The 16,600-nt window shown below is 63.0% G+C and carries 14 protein-coding genes and 2 pseudogenes; 4 read left to right on the top strand and 12 right to left on the bottom strand.

All coding sequences use genetic code 11. The annotated features are described in order from the left end of the window. On the bottom strand, positions 1-180 hold a 180-nt coding region (locus ACT3UN_RS15680), incomplete at its 3' end, for a recombinase family protein (protein ID WP_444657559.1). A 220-nt stretch (positions 181-400) separates the two neighbouring features. Between ACT3UN_RS15680 and ACT3UN_RS15675 the strand changes: the two genes are divergently transcribed. From ACT3UN_RS15675 to ACT3UN_RS15660, 4 genes and pseudogenes are all read left to right on the top strand, one after another. Continuing rightward, entirely contained in the window at positions 401-748 is a 348-nt protein-coding gene (locus ACT3UN_RS15675) for a PadR family transcriptional regulator (protein WP_301468686.1), read from the top strand. Between the two features lie 12 nt (positions 749-760). Further along, positions 761-1,180: a hypothetical protein gene (locus ACT3UN_RS15670; RefSeq protein WP_444657558.1), complete on the top strand. Its 420-nt coding sequence runs from the start codon at positions 761-763 to the stop codon at positions 1,178-1,180. Positions 1,181-1,861: 681 nt separating this feature from the next. Next, positions 1,862-1,942: pseudogene (locus ACT3UN_RS15665) on the top strand (recombinase family protein); the annotation flags it as partial. 56 nt (positions 1,943-1,998) lie between these two features. Then, positions 1,999-2,149, top strand: a pseudogene (locus ACT3UN_RS15660) (IS6 family transposase); the annotation flags it as partial. A 91-nt stretch (positions 2,150-2,240) separates the two neighbouring features. Here ACT3UN_RS15660 and ACT3UN_RS15655 read toward each other — a convergent pair. The 11 genes from ACT3UN_RS15655 to ACT3UN_RS15605 form a co-directional block, all read right to left on the bottom strand. After that, positions 2,241-3,689 (bottom strand): MFS transporter, encoded by a 1,449-nt coding sequence (locus ACT3UN_RS15655; protein WP_444657557.1) that lies wholly within the window; start codon positions 3,687-3,689, stop codon positions 2,241-2,243. Continuing rightward, positions 3,686-4,249 carry a GNAT family N-acetyltransferase gene (locus ACT3UN_RS15650; protein ID WP_444657556.1) on the bottom strand — a complete coding sequence of 188 codons (564 nt, stop codon included), beginning with the start codon at positions 4,247-4,249 and terminating at the stop codon, positions 3,686-3,688. The genes ACT3UN_RS15655 and ACT3UN_RS15650 overlap by 4 nt, the downstream gene beginning before the upstream one ends. Continuing rightward, positions 4,249-7,293, bottom strand: coding sequence for an amidohydrolase family protein (locus tag ACT3UN_RS15645; RefSeq protein WP_444657555.1), 3,045 nt, complete (start codon positions 7,291-7,293; stop codon positions 4,249-4,251). Before ACT3UN_RS15645 ends, ACT3UN_RS15650 begins: the two co-directional genes overlap by 1 nt. Continuing rightward, a complete protein-coding gene (gene prmC / locus ACT3UN_RS15640) occupies positions 7,293-9,605 on the bottom strand; it encodes a peptide chain release factor N(5)-glutamine methyltransferase (RefSeq protein WP_444657554.1) in 2,313 nt (770 codons plus the stop codon). Before prmC ends, ACT3UN_RS15645 begins: the two co-directional genes overlap by 1 nt. Positions 9,606-9,631: 26 nt before the next feature. Next, positions 9,632-10,858, bottom strand: a complete 1,227-nt coding sequence (locus ACT3UN_RS15635; protein ID WP_444657553.1) for an aminotransferase class I/II-fold pyridoxal phosphate-dependent enzyme — start codon at positions 10,856-10,858, stop codon at positions 9,632-9,634. A 12-nt stretch (positions 10,859-10,870) separates the two neighbouring features. Further along, entirely contained in the window at positions 10,871-11,851 is a 981-nt protein-coding gene (locus ACT3UN_RS15630) for a hypothetical protein (protein ID WP_444657552.1), read from the bottom strand. After that, positions 11,848-13,920 carry an aminodeoxychorismate synthase component I gene (gene pabB / locus ACT3UN_RS15625; protein ID WP_444657551.1) on the bottom strand — a complete coding sequence of 691 codons (2,073 nt, stop codon included), beginning with the start codon at positions 13,918-13,920 and terminating at the stop codon, positions 11,848-11,850. Before pabB ends, ACT3UN_RS15630 begins: the two co-directional genes overlap by 4 nt. 4 nt (positions 13,921-13,924) lie before the next feature. Then, a complete protein-coding gene (locus ACT3UN_RS15620) occupies positions 13,925-14,257 on the bottom strand; it encodes a chorismate mutase family protein (protein WP_444657550.1) in 333 nt (110 codons plus the stop codon). Positions 14,258-14,583: 326 nt separating this feature from the next. After that, the gene (locus ACT3UN_RS15615; protein ID WP_444657549.1) at positions 14,584-15,576 is read right to left on the bottom strand and encodes a helix-turn-helix domain-containing protein; all 993 of its coding nucleotides are present in this window, start codon (positions 15,574-15,576) and stop codon (positions 14,584-14,586) included. Between the two features lie 82 nt (positions 15,577-15,658). Then, complete coding sequence (locus tag ACT3UN_RS15610; RefSeq protein WP_444657548.1) at positions 15,659-16,060, bottom strand: hypothetical protein; 402 nt, start codon at positions 16,058-16,060, stop codon at positions 15,659-15,661. Then, positions 16,057-16,251 carry a type II toxin-antitoxin system HicA family toxin gene (locus ACT3UN_RS15605; protein WP_444657547.1) on the bottom strand — a complete coding sequence of 65 codons (195 nt, stop codon included), beginning with the start codon at positions 16,249-16,251 and terminating at the stop codon, positions 16,057-16,059. Before ACT3UN_RS15605 ends, ACT3UN_RS15610 begins: the two co-directional genes overlap by 4 nt. Between the last annotated feature and the right edge of the window lie 349 nt (positions 16,252-16,600).

Here is a 16,600-nt window from a genome sequence, read left to right as displayed (position 1 = left end):
GTAAGCGAGAAGTTTCTTCATTCCGGGACGTTCGGTCGCATTCTTCGCCCCGGAGGTGACATCGCTGAAGACATCACGGTTCTGGACCCCGGCGGCGTGCAAGGCGTCGTGTTGAAGGGTCGGATCCTGACCGACGGTGGATACCCGGGTATAGCCCAACAGTCTGATACCCACCATCATGCCTCACTAACCCCCAGCACGAAAGAAGACGGAACACATTGCGGTAAGACAGGTTAGCGAGACAGTTTTCGTGTTGGTTTCCGCAGGATCCGCGGATTTTGAGATGCTCGTTGTGTGTGTGTCTTGTAAACCTTTAGTATTTTAAGGCGAAGAGCCACGCGCACGTAGGCCATGACTACAACTAGTTGCTATAGAGACTACTCAGACATATGATGTAGTCATGTCAGAGACTATTAGCTTCGGTGATTGGTTGCGTCCGGCACTGCCTTTGCTATTGCTTCGCTTGCTTATTGATGAGCCGGGCCATGGCTACGGTCTCGTCGAGAAGCTCCGCGCCGCTGGCATCTCTGCACGGGGGACAACCGTGTACCCGCACTTAAGCAAACTGCAGGACGCCGGCTACATCACCAGTCAATGGCAGACACCCGAGACTGGCCCTGCCCGGAAGATTCTCACCATCACCGATGAGGGCAATGAGCACTACCGGCACCTGCAAGCCCAGTGGTCAGATGTCTGCGACATCCTCACCGCCACCGTCACGACACCGAGCACCCCGAACCCTAGCTAGGAGCACTGCACAATGAGCTATCACCATGACCTCGCACACCAACTTCGCCGCCGCGGATGCACAGAAGATGCGGTCGCTGATGTTCCGCACACCGTTGATGAGGCTGTGACGGCTACCGGCACAAGCCCTGTCGAGGAGTTCGGATCCCCAGAAGACTACGCCGCCCAGTTCTCCGGACCGCGCAAGCGCACACCAGGCCAGAAAGCCCTGGGCGTGTTCGGACTGTTCGGGGTGGCCTGCATGGTCATTTATGGGATCTGGCCTCAGTGGTTCGGGATCACCACCCCTGTACTGGAGCAGTTCGCCGGCCTGATCGCACTACTCGTCCTTCTGGCAATCGGCTGCATTCCGGGCGCTTACCTCGACAACAGACTGCCGCGTGCATACAAGCAGCAGCATATCGATAGCACCACCCAGTCATCCGCCGTCTAGCATCGCCAGAGGTAAACGCACGGCCATCCAGCGCCTCTACTGGCGTTTTCCCGGTGGAAGGAAACAACGTGAGCTTCAGGATATTCGGCGCACCTGTGACTCTGCTGGTCATAGGTTGTCTGCTAATCGCAATGTCCGACGGGCCGTCATCGTGGCGTGCTGTAGTCGGCTTCGCCTACCTTGCCCTTGCCCTTGCACTTGTCGCGACTGTCCTCGGCTTGGTGAGGAGACGGGATACCGATCGACCCATAAATAGCCACCCAGACGGCGAGAACGGGTCGCAGCGAATCGAGTGACCGACGAGGGGGCAAAGGAAGCGATGCGGAGGCGTGTGGGCGCCGGAGAACATGGCCGATCTTCTGTCGAGCCCGGTGCAGAACACCGCGACACAGAGTCGTCAAGATTCCACGCCATATAGCGATCACATTCACAGGCGAGTGTCACAACACTGTGTCATAATCAATGTGTCACCACGTTGTCCGGTGACGAGTAACGACGCAGTATTTGATGTCATGAACAACTAGCCTGGTTAGCATGCGGTACTACCGGCGATGGGAACTGGGATTGTGGGAGTAGGGACAGTTGTGACACTTAAGTCATTAGCTGCTGAACGGATTTCGCGAGCGACGGTGCTCCGGGTCGTTAGTCTTGTTTTCTCCATGAACTCACCGGGGGGTTGTCGTGGGTGAGGTGTTGGGCTATGCCCGGGTGTCGACAACTGATCAGGATGCCCGACTGCAACACGACGCGCTGAAAAAGTACGGCTGCGCCCGGGTGTTTACTGATACGGCGTCGGGGACGCTGGCGCACCGGGAGCAGGCCCGTTCAAGAAGTCGGTGTCGGACTACCGGACGCTACAGGTGGGTGGAGGCGATGCACGCGCTATGCAAAGGCCAAGGCCGGGTGTTCGCCTTCGGGTGTCCGAACCCGGATGCGGTGATCGTCGCCAAGGCCTTCGCCGGCGCCTGAGAGGCCAGGGCCAACAGATCGGGTATACGCGTCTCGATCAGCTTCCGGGCATCGCCGACACCACTTTACAAGGGCACCGGTGGGAGACCTCTTAGTGAGGCGCGGCCTTCAGCGCGGGGGCTTTGCGGACAAGCACGGCTAAACCAACCAGGGCGAGTACGCAGGCTCCGCTGACGATCAGGAGCACGGTGCGATAGCCGTCAGTGCCGGATGTCGAGAGAGCGGTCATCGTGGTGTAGACGCTGCCGAGCACTGTCACCGAGAGAAGGCTGCCGAACTCGTAGGAGACCTCCTCGACGGCGGAGGCCATGCCTGCGCGTTCAGGGGTGACGTTGGTTATGATCGTGGATGAGGCCACGGTAATTAGTGCGCCGATGCCGGTGCCGGCGACGAACAAGCTCAGCCCTAACCAGGTGATGTGGGCGTCCAGGGTTAGCGAGGCCAGGCCGTAGCCGATACCAGCCAGGACGGTCGCGACCAACAGCAGCGTCCGCGGTCCGATGCGTGTCAGGAGCGAACCGCTGACCAGGGAGGTGATTGTCGCGCCGACGGCGATGCAGCCCACGAGCAGACCGGCCTGCAGCGGTGTGTATCCAGCGGCTGTCTGGAAATACAGCGAGGTCACTGCCCCGATTCCGGCGAACACGAACGTGCTCAGCCCGGCGGCGAGGACACCGGCGGCCACGGCAGCGTTACGGAAGATGCCGAAGTCCAGCAGCGGTGTGTCCAAGTGGTGTTGACGGGTGACGAATAGCGTGAAGCCGACACCGCTGGCGACTAGGGAGCCCACGATGATCATCGCCGAGGGCGCAGTCGATGCGATCTCCTTGATCGCGGCGACGAGTCCTGTCAGGCCTACGAGCGCCAAGATGGAGGAGACCATATCCCATGGCACGGCTGATTCTTCGACGGCCTTCGGGGCGTAGATCGCGGTGAGGATCAACGTCCCGATCACGATCGGGACGTTGATCAGGAAGACTGAACCCCACCAGAACCACTCGAGCATCAGTCCGCCGATGAGAGGGCCGAAGGCGATTCCGCCGATCGACACACTCGACCAGACAGCAATGGCGATGTTACGTTCGCGCTCGTCGTCGAAGGTAATGCGGATGATCGCGAGTGTCGCTGGCAGCATGAGAGCTGCACCGACGGCGAGTAGTGCCCGGGAGAAGATGAGGATACCCGGTGTCGGTGAGAACGCTGCGAACAGGGAAGCCAGCCCGAACAAGGCGATCCCGAGGAGGAACACCAGCTTGTGACCGTACCGGTCTCCCAAAGTGCCGGTGCCCAGCAGCAGCCCGGTCATTACCAGCGGGTACATGTTGATGATCCACAGGGACTCGCTCGTGCTCGCTCCCAAGGCGTCCTCAAGAACAGGGACGGCTATATAGAGGATCGAGGTGTCGACCGTTGCCAACAGTAGACCCAGGGAGACGGCGGTGAGGACGATCCATCGACCTCGTCTGGCGCGGGAGGTAGTGGGGGTCCGGGTTTCGGCGCCGAGAGTGTCGGGTCGTGTGGTTTCGTTGTCGTGATTCACTCGGTGTGCTTTCTTTGGTCCCATTCGCCCTTGAGCATCGCGAAGGTCAACTCGTCGCCCCATTCGCCCTTGAAAATCTCCAACTCACGGAAGTGAGCTTCCTTGCGCAGGCCGAGTCGTTCCATGAGTCGGGCCGAGGCGTCGTTTCGTGGATCGCACCGTCCGATGATGCGGTGCAGGTTCAGGGTGTCGAACCCCAGTCGGAGCATCTCGACAGCCGCTTCCGAAGCGAGCCCTTTGCCCTGATGCCCGGGATGGAAGACGTATCCGAACTCCCCCTGAGAGTTGTCACGGCTGACCAGCATGAGTAGCACGTAGCCGATCACGGTGCCGTCGTAGTCGACGGCTAGTAGGAGCGTATCCCCGTCGTTTTCCAGCTTTGTCTGGGTCGCCCGCTTGGCCAGTTCCTCGGCATTATCCTCTGGCGTTCGAGGCTCGTTGAAGAGGTACCGGGCAACATCTTCCCGTGATTCGAAGTCGAGCATGTCGGCTTCGTCCGCGAGCGTGAAGGGTCTGATGATGAGACGGGAGGTGGTGATGGGCTGATCGAGGTGGAACATTATTTTCTCCTTCTGCAGCACGTGTGTGCGGTCATGGTCAATGCGACGCTGCCGGTGGTATCCGACGAGTCGCGGTAGGGGTCGAGCAGGTCCGAGATGTCGTGTCGGTGGCCGTCAACGAACACGTCACGAATTCTGGCGGTGTCGGCGATATCCGTCAGAGGGTCGCCGTCGACGATGAGCATGTCTGCATGCGCCCCGACGGTGAGTTGTCCGAGAAGTTCGCTCGCTCCGAGAGCTTTGGCCGCGTTGACTGTCCCGGTGCGTAGCGCGTCAACCGGGGTGAAGCCGTGACGGACGAGAGCCCTGAGATTGGTGTGAATACTGACTCCGAGGTCGTCCAAGGGCGCGTCAGTGCCCAGAACAACGAGTCCTCCAGCCTCGTTCACCGACCGCAGCAAGTCCACATCGCCGCGGGTCCAGGCCAGGTTGATGGGGTCGGGGTCTGTGGCAGCTTGATCGGCCTTGTCCTGGAGACGTTGGTAGTCCCACCAGGGGTAGAGCACGCGGGTGCGTTCATCGTCGACGAGGTCGCGGGAGTCCGCGTGGACTTCCGCGGCGAACAGCAGTGTCGAGGACACCCAGAAGTCGCCGCCCGAGAGCAGGGAGACGGTATCGGCGGCGGTCAGGCCTTCGGCGGCGCTGAGGGTGCGAGAGTAGCCGAGCCGGTTACCACCGCCGGTGTGCTCCATGCCGTGCAGACCTGAGGCAACTGCCGGGTAGACATAGTGGGAGATCACGGGGATCCCGTGGGCCGCGAGTCCATCGACGAGTCGGCGTTCGAGGGCGACCGGCAGACGCTGGTAGGACTTCACACAGCTGTAGCCGAGCGCGAGAATGCGTTCGATCTCACGGTCGACCTGCTCGGCCGAGGTCACGCACCGCATGAACCCGAACGAGCACCGGTTGCCGTCGAGAGGCTCGCCGGTGTTGAGGAACCGCGGGCCAATACCGGTGCCGGCGTGGATGGTTTCACGTGTCTCACGGGCCTCGTAGGCGAGGTCGCCCGCCGAGCGACTGGTCGTCACCCCATAGGCCAGCCACAGCCGTCCTTGCCGGTTTCCCCAGGCGCGGCCACGCATGTGCCAGTGGTTGTGCATGTCGATCAGCCCCGGCATAAGCGTGTATGACGAAGCATTAACGTTAGCTGCCTGAGCCTCATCGGCAGGCAGGATGTCGGTGATAATGCCGTCTGAGATCGTGACGTCGACGTTGTGCTGGTAGTCACCGTCCACCCCATTCCAGAGTCGTCCGGCACGCAGCGTGAACCGTTCGGGCCGGTTCTGTCGGGTGTAGTCGAGGGAGGGCCGGACCTCGGCAGAAGTACCGAGCAGACGGAACGTTCCCAGAGAGAGGAATGCGATCTCTCCGGAAGCCGAGCTGGTCACGCTGTCGGCTATTGCGTCGGATGCGATGTCGGCTTCGGCGGTGATTCGTCCGGTTGAATCGATCGGGACGCGATGCAGCCTGCTTTCACAGACCGCGTAGAATGTGGTGCCGTCGGCAGCCCAGACGGGGCCGTTGTGGTTGCGTGTTGCGATCGATAGATCCTGTGCGAAGGGCTGGGTAAACGTTTCTCCGCTGACAAGGTCGAGGACGAGCACCTGATTGAGACCGCTGTCGGAGCGTGCGGAGGCCGGCTGGTGCACGGCCATCGCGATCTTCGTGGAGTCAGGCGACCACGTCGCCTTACCCGGTGTCTCGTGCCCGGTCAGCAACTCCGTGACCGTGCCGGAAGCGAGCTCCAACCGATGCGTACCGCCGACCTCATCGTGAAAAACCACCAATGTACCGTCCGGTGAGACCGAGGGCAGCAGCGCACCGTCTTTTTCGAATGTCAGCTGCGTGTCGGTGCCGTCGGCGAGATCGTGGCGCCACAGGTTGACGATCCCTTTGCGGTCGCTGGTGTAGATGATCGCCGCCCCGTCAGGCTCCCAGGCGGGATCGGCGTTGAAGTAGCCGTCCTCGGTGATCGCTCTCGTCTCACCAGCACGGTCACTGATCCACAAGGCATTGAGCGCGCGGAAACACACCTGGGTGCCGTCCGGGGACAGTGCCGCCCCGGTGAGCCCGAGCGCCGGACCATGAGCCTCCAGGTCCAGGCGGGGAGCGATCGCTGCAGGAGTAGCTGCCGCCGAGAGGGCGACGGTGAACGGCACGGCGCAGGTCTGTGATCCCTCCAGTGTGCGTCGGCGGATCTCTCCGCTGGTGGCGTACATGAACTCTGTGTCTGACAGCCACGCTGCGGGCAGGGGCGCGGGTTCTTCGTCTTCGGGATCGCTCAGGCGTTGCCCGTCGTGTTCGAGCCATGCCTGCGGGGTGCTGGAAACGACGTAGATCAGCTTCCCGGACGGCGAGTACGACAGCCCCCGGACCGTATGGCCCTCCTCAACCGTGCGAAGGGTCTCAGTGTTGCCGGTCTTGATGTGGAGTCGCTCGATACGGGTGTCATCGGCGACATAGACAACGTGCGTGCCGTCGGGATGCCATCGCGGTGAGTGATAGGCCCGATCGTCGTCACCGCCGGTGAGGACGTGCCGGTCGCCGCCTCGGACACTGATCCGGCATACGGTGCTGGTGCCTCCGGCGTCGGAGATGAATACGATGTCTTTGCCGTTCGATGATACGTGGGGGTCCTGGTCGTCCTCGGTTCCTGTGGTCAGGCGGGAGACGGTATCGGTGCGCAGGTCGAGTGCGCACAGATCGTAGGTGCCATGCCGGAACGACTGGAACACGACGGTGCGTCCGTCCGGGGTCAGGTTCGGCCAGGTGGCGTCTTCGACGTCGTCGGTGAGGCGGCGCGCCTGTCCACCTCCGACGGGGAGGCGCCACAGCACGTTGCCGACATCGATGACTGTGACGTCACTGCCGGGGTGCGTACTCAGCGTGATGTTCGTTGCCGTGCTGATGGCGGTGCCTGTACCTCCCATGCCGCCTGCCGTGGCATGGGCGCGGGGTGCGAAGGCGCCGGGTTCGAACAGGGCCGCGGCGGCGGCGGCTACGCTGCCCTGGACGAACCTGCGTCGGCTGAAATGTGCGTCCATTAACTCTCCTTGACCGCGAGGATGAATCGCGGAAGCGTGTCGTGGTCACGGTGACTAGTGACCTGCCCGAAGCCGGCTTCGGTGAGAATGGTGAGGACCTCGTCGAGCGCCGCGTCATAGTGCTCGAGGGCGAACGTACCGCCGGGCCGCAAGAGCCGGTGCGCGGTCTGGGCCACGACGCGGGTGAGGTCGAGGCCGTCTGGCCCCGAGTACAGGGCGCTCTTCGGGTGGTAGACCGCCCATTCGTTCGGCATGTGCAGGTCCGTGGGCACGTAGGGCGGGTTCGCGGTGACGAGATCCGTCGCACCGGTTACGTGATCGGCGAAGTCATCGCCGCCGATGTCGGCTTGGAGGAACTCGACCTGTCTGGAATCGACGGCCTCCAGGCGGTTGGCATTGTCTTGGGCACAGGCCACAGCGGATTCGGAGATGTCGGCTCCGATCACGCGGGCTTGCGGCAGCCGGGCCGCGATGGCGAGAGCGATCGCTCCGGTCCCGGTGCACAGATCAACGACCGTCGGTGCGGGGGTGGACAGGTTCTCGAGCGCAGCGTCGACCATAGCTTCGGACTGCACCCGGGGGATGAACACATCCGGACGGACGGTGAGATCGAGTCCGAGAACGTGGACGTGTCCGGTCAGGTACTCCAGCGGCTCCCGGTTGCTACGCCGTACTACCAAGTCGAGGAACTGATCACGGTCGGCCGGATCCGGTATCGCCGTGTCGTCGGTGGGGCCGAAGGCGTGCTCGGCCAGGGCCTGCGCGTCAGCGCCGGGGCTGGGAACGGTGGCCGTGTGCAGTTGCCGCGTCGCTCTCCGAATGAGTTCTGCCCGGGTCGGGGCCGGTGCTCGGTCCGGAGCACCGAACTTCTCGCGGGTGGCGTCATAGTAGTCGCGTAGCCACTGCACCATTTGCGGGTGCAGGCGCGAGGAGGCAACCAGCTCGGGCGGCGGGGTGAAGTCGTCGTCGATCTGATCGGCCCAGTTCTGGTAGATGGGCTGGAGGTCGGCTTCGAGGTACTCCTGCCAGTCCGTGGGGATCGTCCAGTGGTGCTCGTAGCCGGTGGCCAGCATGTGCTGGACGGTCGTGTCGACGACGCGGGAGCGGCCGCCCGCTCGCTGGACCGGGCCTCGTTCGGGGGTGAACAGCGACAGATCCGCCTCGCCACTGCCACCGGTGAGACGGTCAGCGAATTCCTGGGCGATCAGCGGCGACAGGAACAGGCCGTCGCGGTAGGTGCCGGTGGTCATCCACAGACCCTGGACCGGGGTCTCGCCCAGCAGAGGGAACCCGTCGAGAGAGACGGGCCGGTTGCCGACGTTGATGCGTCGCACGGTGCTTGACCAGAGGTTCCGGCGGATCTGGCGGTGCGCACATCCGAGGACGAACTCCAGGTCGCGCAGGACGGGTTCGGTCATCACGGTCGGGTTGATGATGTTGGTCGCGCCGACGTAGACCTGTCCCCGGCCTCGCGGCACGACGTGGAGGCCGCAGGCGAATGCGCGGTTCGGGGTCCGGATCACGGATTGAGGCTGGGTTCCGTCATGGGTGGTCATCACGGCGGAGACGCCGTAACCGGCGACCAGGCGGGGAATGGTGGCGCCGAGCCCGGGCACAGAATCGATGAGTCCCTGCGAGCCCACACCGGCAGCGAGCACGACCTGGCCGGCCTCGAGCACGTCGCCGTTCTCCAGGATCACGGCGCGGATGCGGCCCTGCTCTTCGCGCAGGCTCGCGGCTCGTTCATGAATGAGAGTGCAGCCGCGGGCGGCTGCGGCGCCTTCGAGGCGTGCCAGCAGGCGGCCGGAATCGACCGCGTGCTCACCGGGAATGTGAATCGCTTCGAGCGGGCGAGAGTTCGGGTCGGCGTCGACCCAGCCGATGTCGTCGACGTCGACGGCATCGAAAGGCTCATTGTTCTCCTGCAGAGTCTGCTGGATGGCGGAGAAGTTCTCGCTGTCGATCTCGCGGGTACCAACGGTGTTGAGGATCACCGTGGTCCCCGAGGAGGTGAACAGGTCGGTGCCATCTAGAGGCGAGTGGTCGGAGATCTTCTCGACCCAGTCCGACCAGAGGTCCTTGGCTTTCAGGTCGAGGGCGAACTTCGCTCGGCCGGGCTCGTCGTTGATGAGGTCGGCGGTGACCTCACCGAAGCAGCCGAGCATCGCTCCTGCGGCGGTCGATGCTGCGTACTGCCTGTTCTCGGGGCCGATCAGCGCGACCGCGAGGCCGCGGTCGGCGAGTTCGACGGCCAGCGAGCTGCCGATGGCTCCGTTGCCGACGACGACGATGTCGAATGTCTTCGTGGTCATGGGGATTCTCCTAGCGAGAGTGGGGTTCAGTTGATGTGGGAGGCGAGGTGGTCGATCTGGTCCGGGGTGTGCCGTGCGGACAGTGCGAATCTCAGTAGCCCGGTGCCATGAGCCACGACCGGGTAGAACACGGGGAAGCACAAAACGCCGGCTTCCTTCAATGCGATGCCGGCCTTGAGAGTGGCCTGTTCGCTGTCGAAGGTGATCCCTCGAATCGGTGATCGTGACCCGGCGTTGACGCCCTGGTCGCCGGTGACCTTGTCGAAGTGTGCGACGTTGTCCCACAGGGTGGTCTGGAGTTTTTCGACCGAACCGTCCAAGTGCATACGCGCGGATTCGGCGTTGACGGCGGTGTGGGGTGCCATATTGGCGTGTCCGAAGATGAGGGGGTTGGCTTCGCGACGGATTATCGCGGCGTCTTCTACGGTATCGACGAGAGCGAATCCACCGGAGCCGCCGAAGGCCTTGGAGAGGGACCCGACGAGGAGTACTTCGCCGGTGATGTTCCCGGACAGGGCGGTGTAGGCGTAGCCGGTTCCGAGATGACCGTCGATCGACGTGCCGTGCGCGTCGTCGATGTAGAGGTATCCACCGTGCTCGGCGGCCAGACGGGCCAAGCCTGCAACGTCAATGAGGCCGCCCATCGAGCCCACACCATCGACGAGGATGATGGGACTGCGGGAAGCGTTCTTCGCTTCCGCCAGCAGGGGTTCGAGGGTGCTCAGGTCGGTGCTGTCGAAGCGATTGGTTGGGCCGATCTGGGTGAGGATGCCGCGCAGGCTCTGCATGGACGCGTGCGCGGTGCGGTCGAAGAGAAACTCCACGCCGTTCCTGGCGATCGGGTAGCTGGGCAGAAGACCCGTCCCCAGCAGCGGCAGTACGCCGAGGTGGACACTGCTGACGGAGTTGAAGACGATGGCTTGAGACCCGCCGTACATCGTCGTCAGTGCGCCCTCGAGGTCATCGAGATCAGTGGTGTGCATGCTGTTGCGCGAGGCCGACAGGTGCACGCCGACGTTCCGGATGCAGTCCTGGGCGGCGTGGATCAGGCGAGGGTGGGATTCGAGTCCGAGGTAGGAACAGGACACGAATTCGGTGTAGGTCTTTCCGTCGTCGAGGATTACGCCGTCTGGCGTGCGTTCACGGACGCTGTGGTTGGTGATGCCGGCCTGGGCCGCCTGGTCGTACATGTCGGTTGTCCAGGCTGAGCGTCGTTCGTAGACGTTTCTCCGGCTATTGGTCGTTGTGGACATCGGGAGTCTCCTTCAAAGTCGGTGGGTCGTGGTCGGGTCGTCGACGGCTGGAGGTTCCCGCACGGTGGTGTCGATGCTGTGTCCGAGAGCGCTCTGAGCGACATCGGTGAGAGTGGCAAGACGCGCGGAGAACCATGCGCGGTTCTCTGCCAGGGAGCGGATGAATGCCGCGGGTGATTCCTGCTCGAGCTCGTCGTCGAGTCGAGCCAGTGCTCGCGCCAGGCTGGTGCGTGCCGGTGGCCTTCCAGGGGTCGCGCCTTGGATGTCCCAGTAAGTCTCCGGCGAGCCCGAGACCACGCGAGCTGCCAGGGCCATCAGCAGGCGGGTCGGTGGGGGCGCGAACTCCAGGCAGCGATCGACATCGGTGACGAGGCTCGGCAGACTGCCTGCGAAGGCCAGGAGGGCGCTGTGCGTGAGGGCCTGCACGGCGACCAGTTCTTCGTCGTGCTCCCGACCGCTCAGCGCGACAACGTGGGCGCCCGCGTCCTCGATGCAGGCCAGGAAGTCGGTAGTTGAGGGGTGCGCGCCCGGGTCGATCACCGCTATGCGGTTGCCGCGTGGGCCTAGGTCGGGATGGAACAGCGGGTTGATGCTGAGCATCGCGTGATGGGGCACCGTTGCCGCGAGGTGAGAGCGGAGTCGGTCTTTACGGGAGAGCGTCTCGACGAGGAGTGCATCCGTTGGCAGGAGCGGGGCGAGCGCTTCGAGTGTCTCGAGTGCGGATTCCTCGGGCACAGCGAGTACAGCCAGGGAACAGCGCGTCAGTGCTTCGGCTGTCGCGGGTGTCGGTTGGCGGGCATCGACCTGGTGGTACTGTTCCAGGGCGCTCAGGGCTTTCGCGTCGTCGAGACTGGCGCGTGATCGGGTATCGAGGGCGTGGATGAGCCAGCCGTGCGGGGCGAGGATGCTTGTGATCATCTGGCCGACGGGGCCGAATCCGATGATGACGGCGTGTTTCGGCTGCGGTGCATGCGTGCTGGGTGTCGTGCTCATGCGTTGATCACCTTCGATTCAAGAGCGGAGAGCAGGGCGCTGGCCTTCACGAGGGTTTCCTCGAACTCGTCGCTGGGGTCCGACTGGGCGACGATGGCGCCGCCGACGCCGAACGTGGTGGAAGCGCGATCCGTGACAAGGGTGCGAATGGTGATACTCAGGTCAACGGCACCGCTGAGGGAGAACCAGCCGATGGCCCCCGAGTAGAAGCCGCGTGCGCGGTGCTCGAGCGTGCTGATGATCTCCATCGTGCGGATCTTGGGAGCACCGGTCATGGAGCCCCCTGGGAAGGTGGCCTGCACGCAGTCCACAGCTGTCAGCTCCGGCCGCAGGGTGCCGGTGATGGTGCTGACGAGCTGATGGACGTGGGAGAACGTCTCGACGGCGAAGATGTCGTCCGCACGGACGCTGCCGACGGTGCAGACCCGGTTGAGATCGTTGCGCAGTAGATCGACGATCATCAGATTCTCCGCACGGTCCTTCCCATTGGTCGATAGGTCTTTGCGCAGCTCCTGGTCTTCCCCCGGAGTAGCTCCACGAGGGCGGGTGCCCTTGATCGGTTTCGCTTCGACGTGGTGGTCGCCACCGACCCGAAGGAACCGTTCGGGGGAAGCGCTGAGGACCGCGAGGTCCCCGAAACGCAGGAAGGCGCCGAACGGAACCGGGCTCGTCTGCCGCAGTGCGCGATATGCGGCATATGCATCGGCCAGCGGACCGCCTTCGGCCGTGTTCGTCAGGCAGATCTCATAGGACTCGCCGTCGCGGATCTTCTCCAGACACGTCTGGATGCTCGCCAGATACGCAGCGCGGTCCTGGTCGAGCTGGAACTCGAGCGCAGCAGGCAGTGTCGCGATCGGGGCATTCGTGCTCGCGGAGGGGCGGTCATCTGCCTCAGCGATGCCGTCGCGCACGATGGACGATGTCCGCGAGATCCAGTCGGTGGCGGCGGTTCGTGTGGACGGTCGAGTGTCATCGACGAGGGCGAGCAGGTAGGTATAGCACTCGCGATGGTCGATGACGATGGCTCGATCGGCGAATAGCAGTGCTGCATCGGGTCGCGGTGATCGGTGGGTAGGTGTTTCGACTGTCTCGTCTTTGAGCTCGTAGCCGAGAGCTCCGACGTAGCCGAGGTTGAAGTCGAATGGAAGGCTCTCGACTGCGGGCACTGCGCGCTCGCGCAGTTGAGCTCGAAGGTAGGCATAGAAGCCTTGGTTGATGACGTGGTCGCCGTCGGCGCGGTGAATGTGCCACTGTCGAACAGAGACGTTGTACTGCAGAACCTCGGCCAGTGGCCCCGTGGCATCTCCCATGATCGTCAGGCGCTTCGAGATCGGGTCCGCGGTCGAGCTATCGAGCCAGAAGCTCGTCTCACCAGCGGCGTAGAGGTCTTCGAACAGATGCTGTGTGTCAGTCTCGCCGTCGATTCGCTGCCATTCGATTCGCAGCTGCGAGCGATGTTCTCTGTGCTGGATGCCCGCTGTGCGACTGTTCCGGCGTGCATGCGCGAGGTCTTGGAAGTTCATTAGCATTGCTTCGCCCCACTCGGTCAGTGCGGACTCGGGATGGAACTGGATTCCCCAGTACGGCCGGGTCGTGTGGCGGACTGCCATGACCACTCCGTCGGGGGTCCATGCGGTTGCCTCGAGCTCGGCCGGTAGATCGGTGACTGCCAGCGAGTGGTAGCGCACGGCTCGGAACCCTTGGGGCATGCCCTGGAAGAGGTCCGTGCCATAGTGATGCATGGTCGTGACTCTGCCGTGCATAGGCTCGGGGGCGAGGTCGACGGTCGCGCCCGAAGCAAACGAGAGCGCTTGGTGGCCGAGGCAGACGCCCAGCACAGGCAGTCGGTCCTGCTCGAAAGCGTGGCGTGAGATACCCAGGTCGTCAGGATGCTGGGGGCGCCCCGGTCCTGGCGAGACGATAATGCCATCGAAGTCATCGAGGGCGATGTCATTCCAGTCGGCGTCGTTGGTGATGACGACGGGTTCAGCTCCGAAGACACGGTGGGCGAGATCGCGGAGGTTGTAGGTGAACGAGTCGAAGTTATCGATCAGGAGGGTTCGCATCATGGTGCTACCTCGACGGTGTGTTGTCGTTCGAGGTGGGTACGTCGTCGATGATGAGATCCTCGACGCGGCACGTCTCGGTGATGATCACGTCGTAGAGGCTGCGCAGGAAATCAGTGCTGATGCCATGTTCCTGGCCGAAGGCTTCGGCTCTCTGATGCACGACACCGACCCGGCCGGGCTGCATCATGGGGATGTCGTGTTCCCGTTTGAGCTGTGCGATGCTCACGCAGCATTCGAGACGGCGGCGGAGGATGTTCAGGAGTTGCGTGTCGAGAGCATCCAGTTCATCGCGCCGGTCGCCGAGGATGGCGTCCGAGTCTTTCTCTTTAGTATCCACAATGTGCTCCTGCCGTGTCAGAGGTCTTGCGGCGGACTCGGGCATTGTCTGCTCGCAGTCCTTATGCCGTTTGATCTTCAAGCTACGGATGGCAGGTATGGCGTGGCTTGTCATCGGGTGCCAGAGACTTGACGTGAGGCGTACTGCAGGACTGCGCTCTCCGAGCGCGGTCGGGCACTGTCCCGGTTGAGCGCGGGATGATCGGTACTAGAGCGCCTTCTTACTCGCGACCAGCCGGCTGCAGGAGCATCGGATACCGAAGCTGCGGGCTGCAGCTCTCGGCGTCCCGGACGTCCCGAGGAGAGGGGGGCCGTGGGGGTCGAGAGTCAGTTTTCTGGAAGGAAGGCCGTGCGGTAGTCGCGTGGGGGCATCTCGAATCGTGCACGGAATGCTCGGGAGAATGCGCTGGGGTCCGGGAACCCCCAGTGGGCACCGATCTTGCTCACCGGTACGTGCAAGTAGGTCGGGTCGATCAGTTGCTGGCTTGCGCTGTCGAGCCGGCGATTGCGTATCCACTCGCTCAGTGTGGCGTTCTCCTTCTCGAAGAGGCGATGGAGGTAGCGAAGAGAGATGTGATGTGAATCTGCGACCAGTTGCACGTTCAAGTCTGGGCGGGACAGGTTCTTCTCCACGAACCGGTAGATCGACTCTAGAAGCCCGGCTGCATACGTCTCCGGCGGCCGCTCAGTACCGCCATGTGCTTCCAGGAGCGCGACGGAGAGCACATCGATTAATGCACTGGATAGCCGCGCGGAAGCGATCCCCCTCGGCCATCCGGTCTCTAGGTTGGAGGCTAGACCGTTCACCATGGACGAAAGGAGCTGCCCTGTGCCTGATTGTCCGTCAATGTGCAGGCCGGTGATGTCGCGTAGGTGCGGCACCTTATCAATAAGGATGCTTCGGGGTATCGACGCCGTGACTGCGCGAGCCGAGGAATCAGGTGGACAGTACAGCGCCGAAGGAGCAGAGTCGTCGAGTATGCTGAAGTCCCCGAGGCGCTCGATCGTCGATTCTCGGTCTTTTTGGCTCAGTCCGATCTGCCCCCCGCCAAGATGAAGCTGGAGGAGGAAGTCGTCGTTTTCTTCCTGCCGTATGTGCCGGGACGTGCGGACAATCTCGTATCCGCTGCTGGCTTGGTACTCGGCGAGCGAGAATGTCACTGGTCCGAGGTCGCCCGTGACTATGCGGCCGTAGAAGCTCTCGTCGGTGTTGCTCACGCGGACAGCGCAACTGGCGAATGAATCGGTGACGGTATCCTGCCAATAGTCGATACGGTGATGGAAGGCGACGTCATCAGTGCTGAAGATCTCCACCGGCATTTCTGAAACTCCTTACGGGAGGTGGGCTATCGCTCGCCGTGATGTGCGAGGGAGCCGGCGCTGGAATGGTGTGGGGACTTGGCTATGCGACCTGGTTGGAGAGCTGGGATACCCGGCCCGGTGACATGCCCAGCAGGGCGGCCTGGTCGCGGACCGACCACCCTGCGGCAGTGAGTGCGGAAATGGCGGTGTGGATCTGGGGATCGAGCTGACGCTGTTCCTGGACTAGGTGGCGGCGTTGGTGTGCGACGGTGAGTGCGGCGGCGAGTTCGCTGGAATCGGCGGGCAGGTTCCAGGTGATCTCAAGGCTGTCTTCGGCACCGTCGGGAAGATCATCGGCCAGGGCAATGGCTTCGCGGACGTCACGATCAAGCCCTGCAAAGGTGGTTGCCCATGTGGACACGCCCTCCAGGTCGGTGACAGTGGCCAGCCAGTCGCGGCCTTCGCGAGCGACCTCGACGGTGTAGCTTGCGGTGTCGTTCATCGGAGCCATCCTTTCCCGAGTGTGGGTTCCATCTGTTTTTCGATTTGTCGTAGCGTGCCGGTGGGGATGTCGCCGCGGTGGATGGCGACGGTCGTGTAGGTCGTCACACCGTTGACGGTTGCTTGCCAGCGTTGGTGTGATCCTCGTTGGCGAAGCAGTGTCGCCCCGGCGGCGGTGAGCTTCTTGGTCACTTCCGATGCCCTCATACTAGAAGTATAGCCGCTAAACAGTCAAGCGTCAATCAGCTAAACGGTAGATGGGTCACGGTGGTTAGGTTGTGCTATCTCCGAGTGTGTCAATCGAGGCGTACTGGCCTGACACTTTTCCTGGAAACCGTTCTAGCTGTAAGGTGAGGCCAGAAAAGAGCCACTTTGACGGTACTGCAACGACCTCTAGGAGAGTCTTGACAGATCCAGAGCGCGCCCACCCTCGCGTCGGCGGCGGCCGGGTGTACGGCTACGCCCGGGTGTCGTCAGCGGATCAGAATCTTGATCGTCAACGCGAAGTACTTCAGGATGTGGATCTCCTCGTCGAGGAGAA

This window comes from Corynebacterium sp. AOP12-C2-36, from assembly GCF_052379185.1.
Lineage (GTDB): Bacteria > Actinomycetota > Actinomycetes > Mycobacteriales > Mycobacteriaceae > Corynebacterium.
This window is presented reverse-complemented; position numbering and strand designations above follow the sequence as displayed.

What these genes read in the sequence shown, in the direction of transcription:
- ACT3UN_RS15675 (WP_301468686.1), top strand. Translation starts at nt 401, where the DNA reads ATGTCAGAGACTATTAGCTTCGGTGATTGGTTGCGTCCGGCACTGCCT.
- ACT3UN_RS15670 (WP_444657558.1), top strand. Translation starts at nt 761, where the DNA reads ATGAGCTATCACCATGACCTCGCACACCAACTTCGCCGCCGCGGATGC.
- ACT3UN_RS15650 (WP_444657556.1), bottom strand. Translation starts at nt 4,249, where the DNA reads ATGTTCCACCTCGATCAGCCCATCACCACCTCCCGTCTCATCATCAGA.
- ACT3UN_RS15645 (WP_444657555.1), bottom strand. Translation starts at nt 7,293, where the DNA reads ATGGACGCACATTTCAGCCGACGCAGGTTCGTCCAGGGCAGCGTAGCC.
- prmC (WP_444657554.1), bottom strand. Translation starts at nt 9,605, where the DNA reads ATGACCACGAAGACATTCGACATCGTCGTCGTCGGCAACGGAGCCATC.
- ACT3UN_RS15635 (WP_444657553.1), bottom strand. Translation starts at nt 10,858, where the DNA reads ATGTCCACAACGACCAATAGCCGGAGAAACGTCTACGAACGACGCTCA.
- ACT3UN_RS15630 (WP_444657552.1), bottom strand. Translation starts at nt 11,851, where the DNA reads ATGAGCACGACACCCAGCACGCATGCACCGCAGCCGAAACACGCCGTC.
- pabB (WP_444657551.1), bottom strand. Translation starts at nt 13,920, where the DNA reads ATGATGCGAACCCTCCTGATCGATAACTTCGACTCGTTCACCTACAAC.
- ACT3UN_RS15615 (WP_444657549.1), bottom strand. Translation starts at nt 15,576, where the DNA reads ATGCCGGTGGAGATCTTCAGCACTGATGACGTCGCCTTCCATCACCGT.
- ACT3UN_RS15610 (WP_444657548.1), bottom strand. Translation starts at nt 16,060, where the DNA reads ATGAACGACACCGCAAGCTACACCGTCGAGGTCGCTCGCGAAGGCCGC.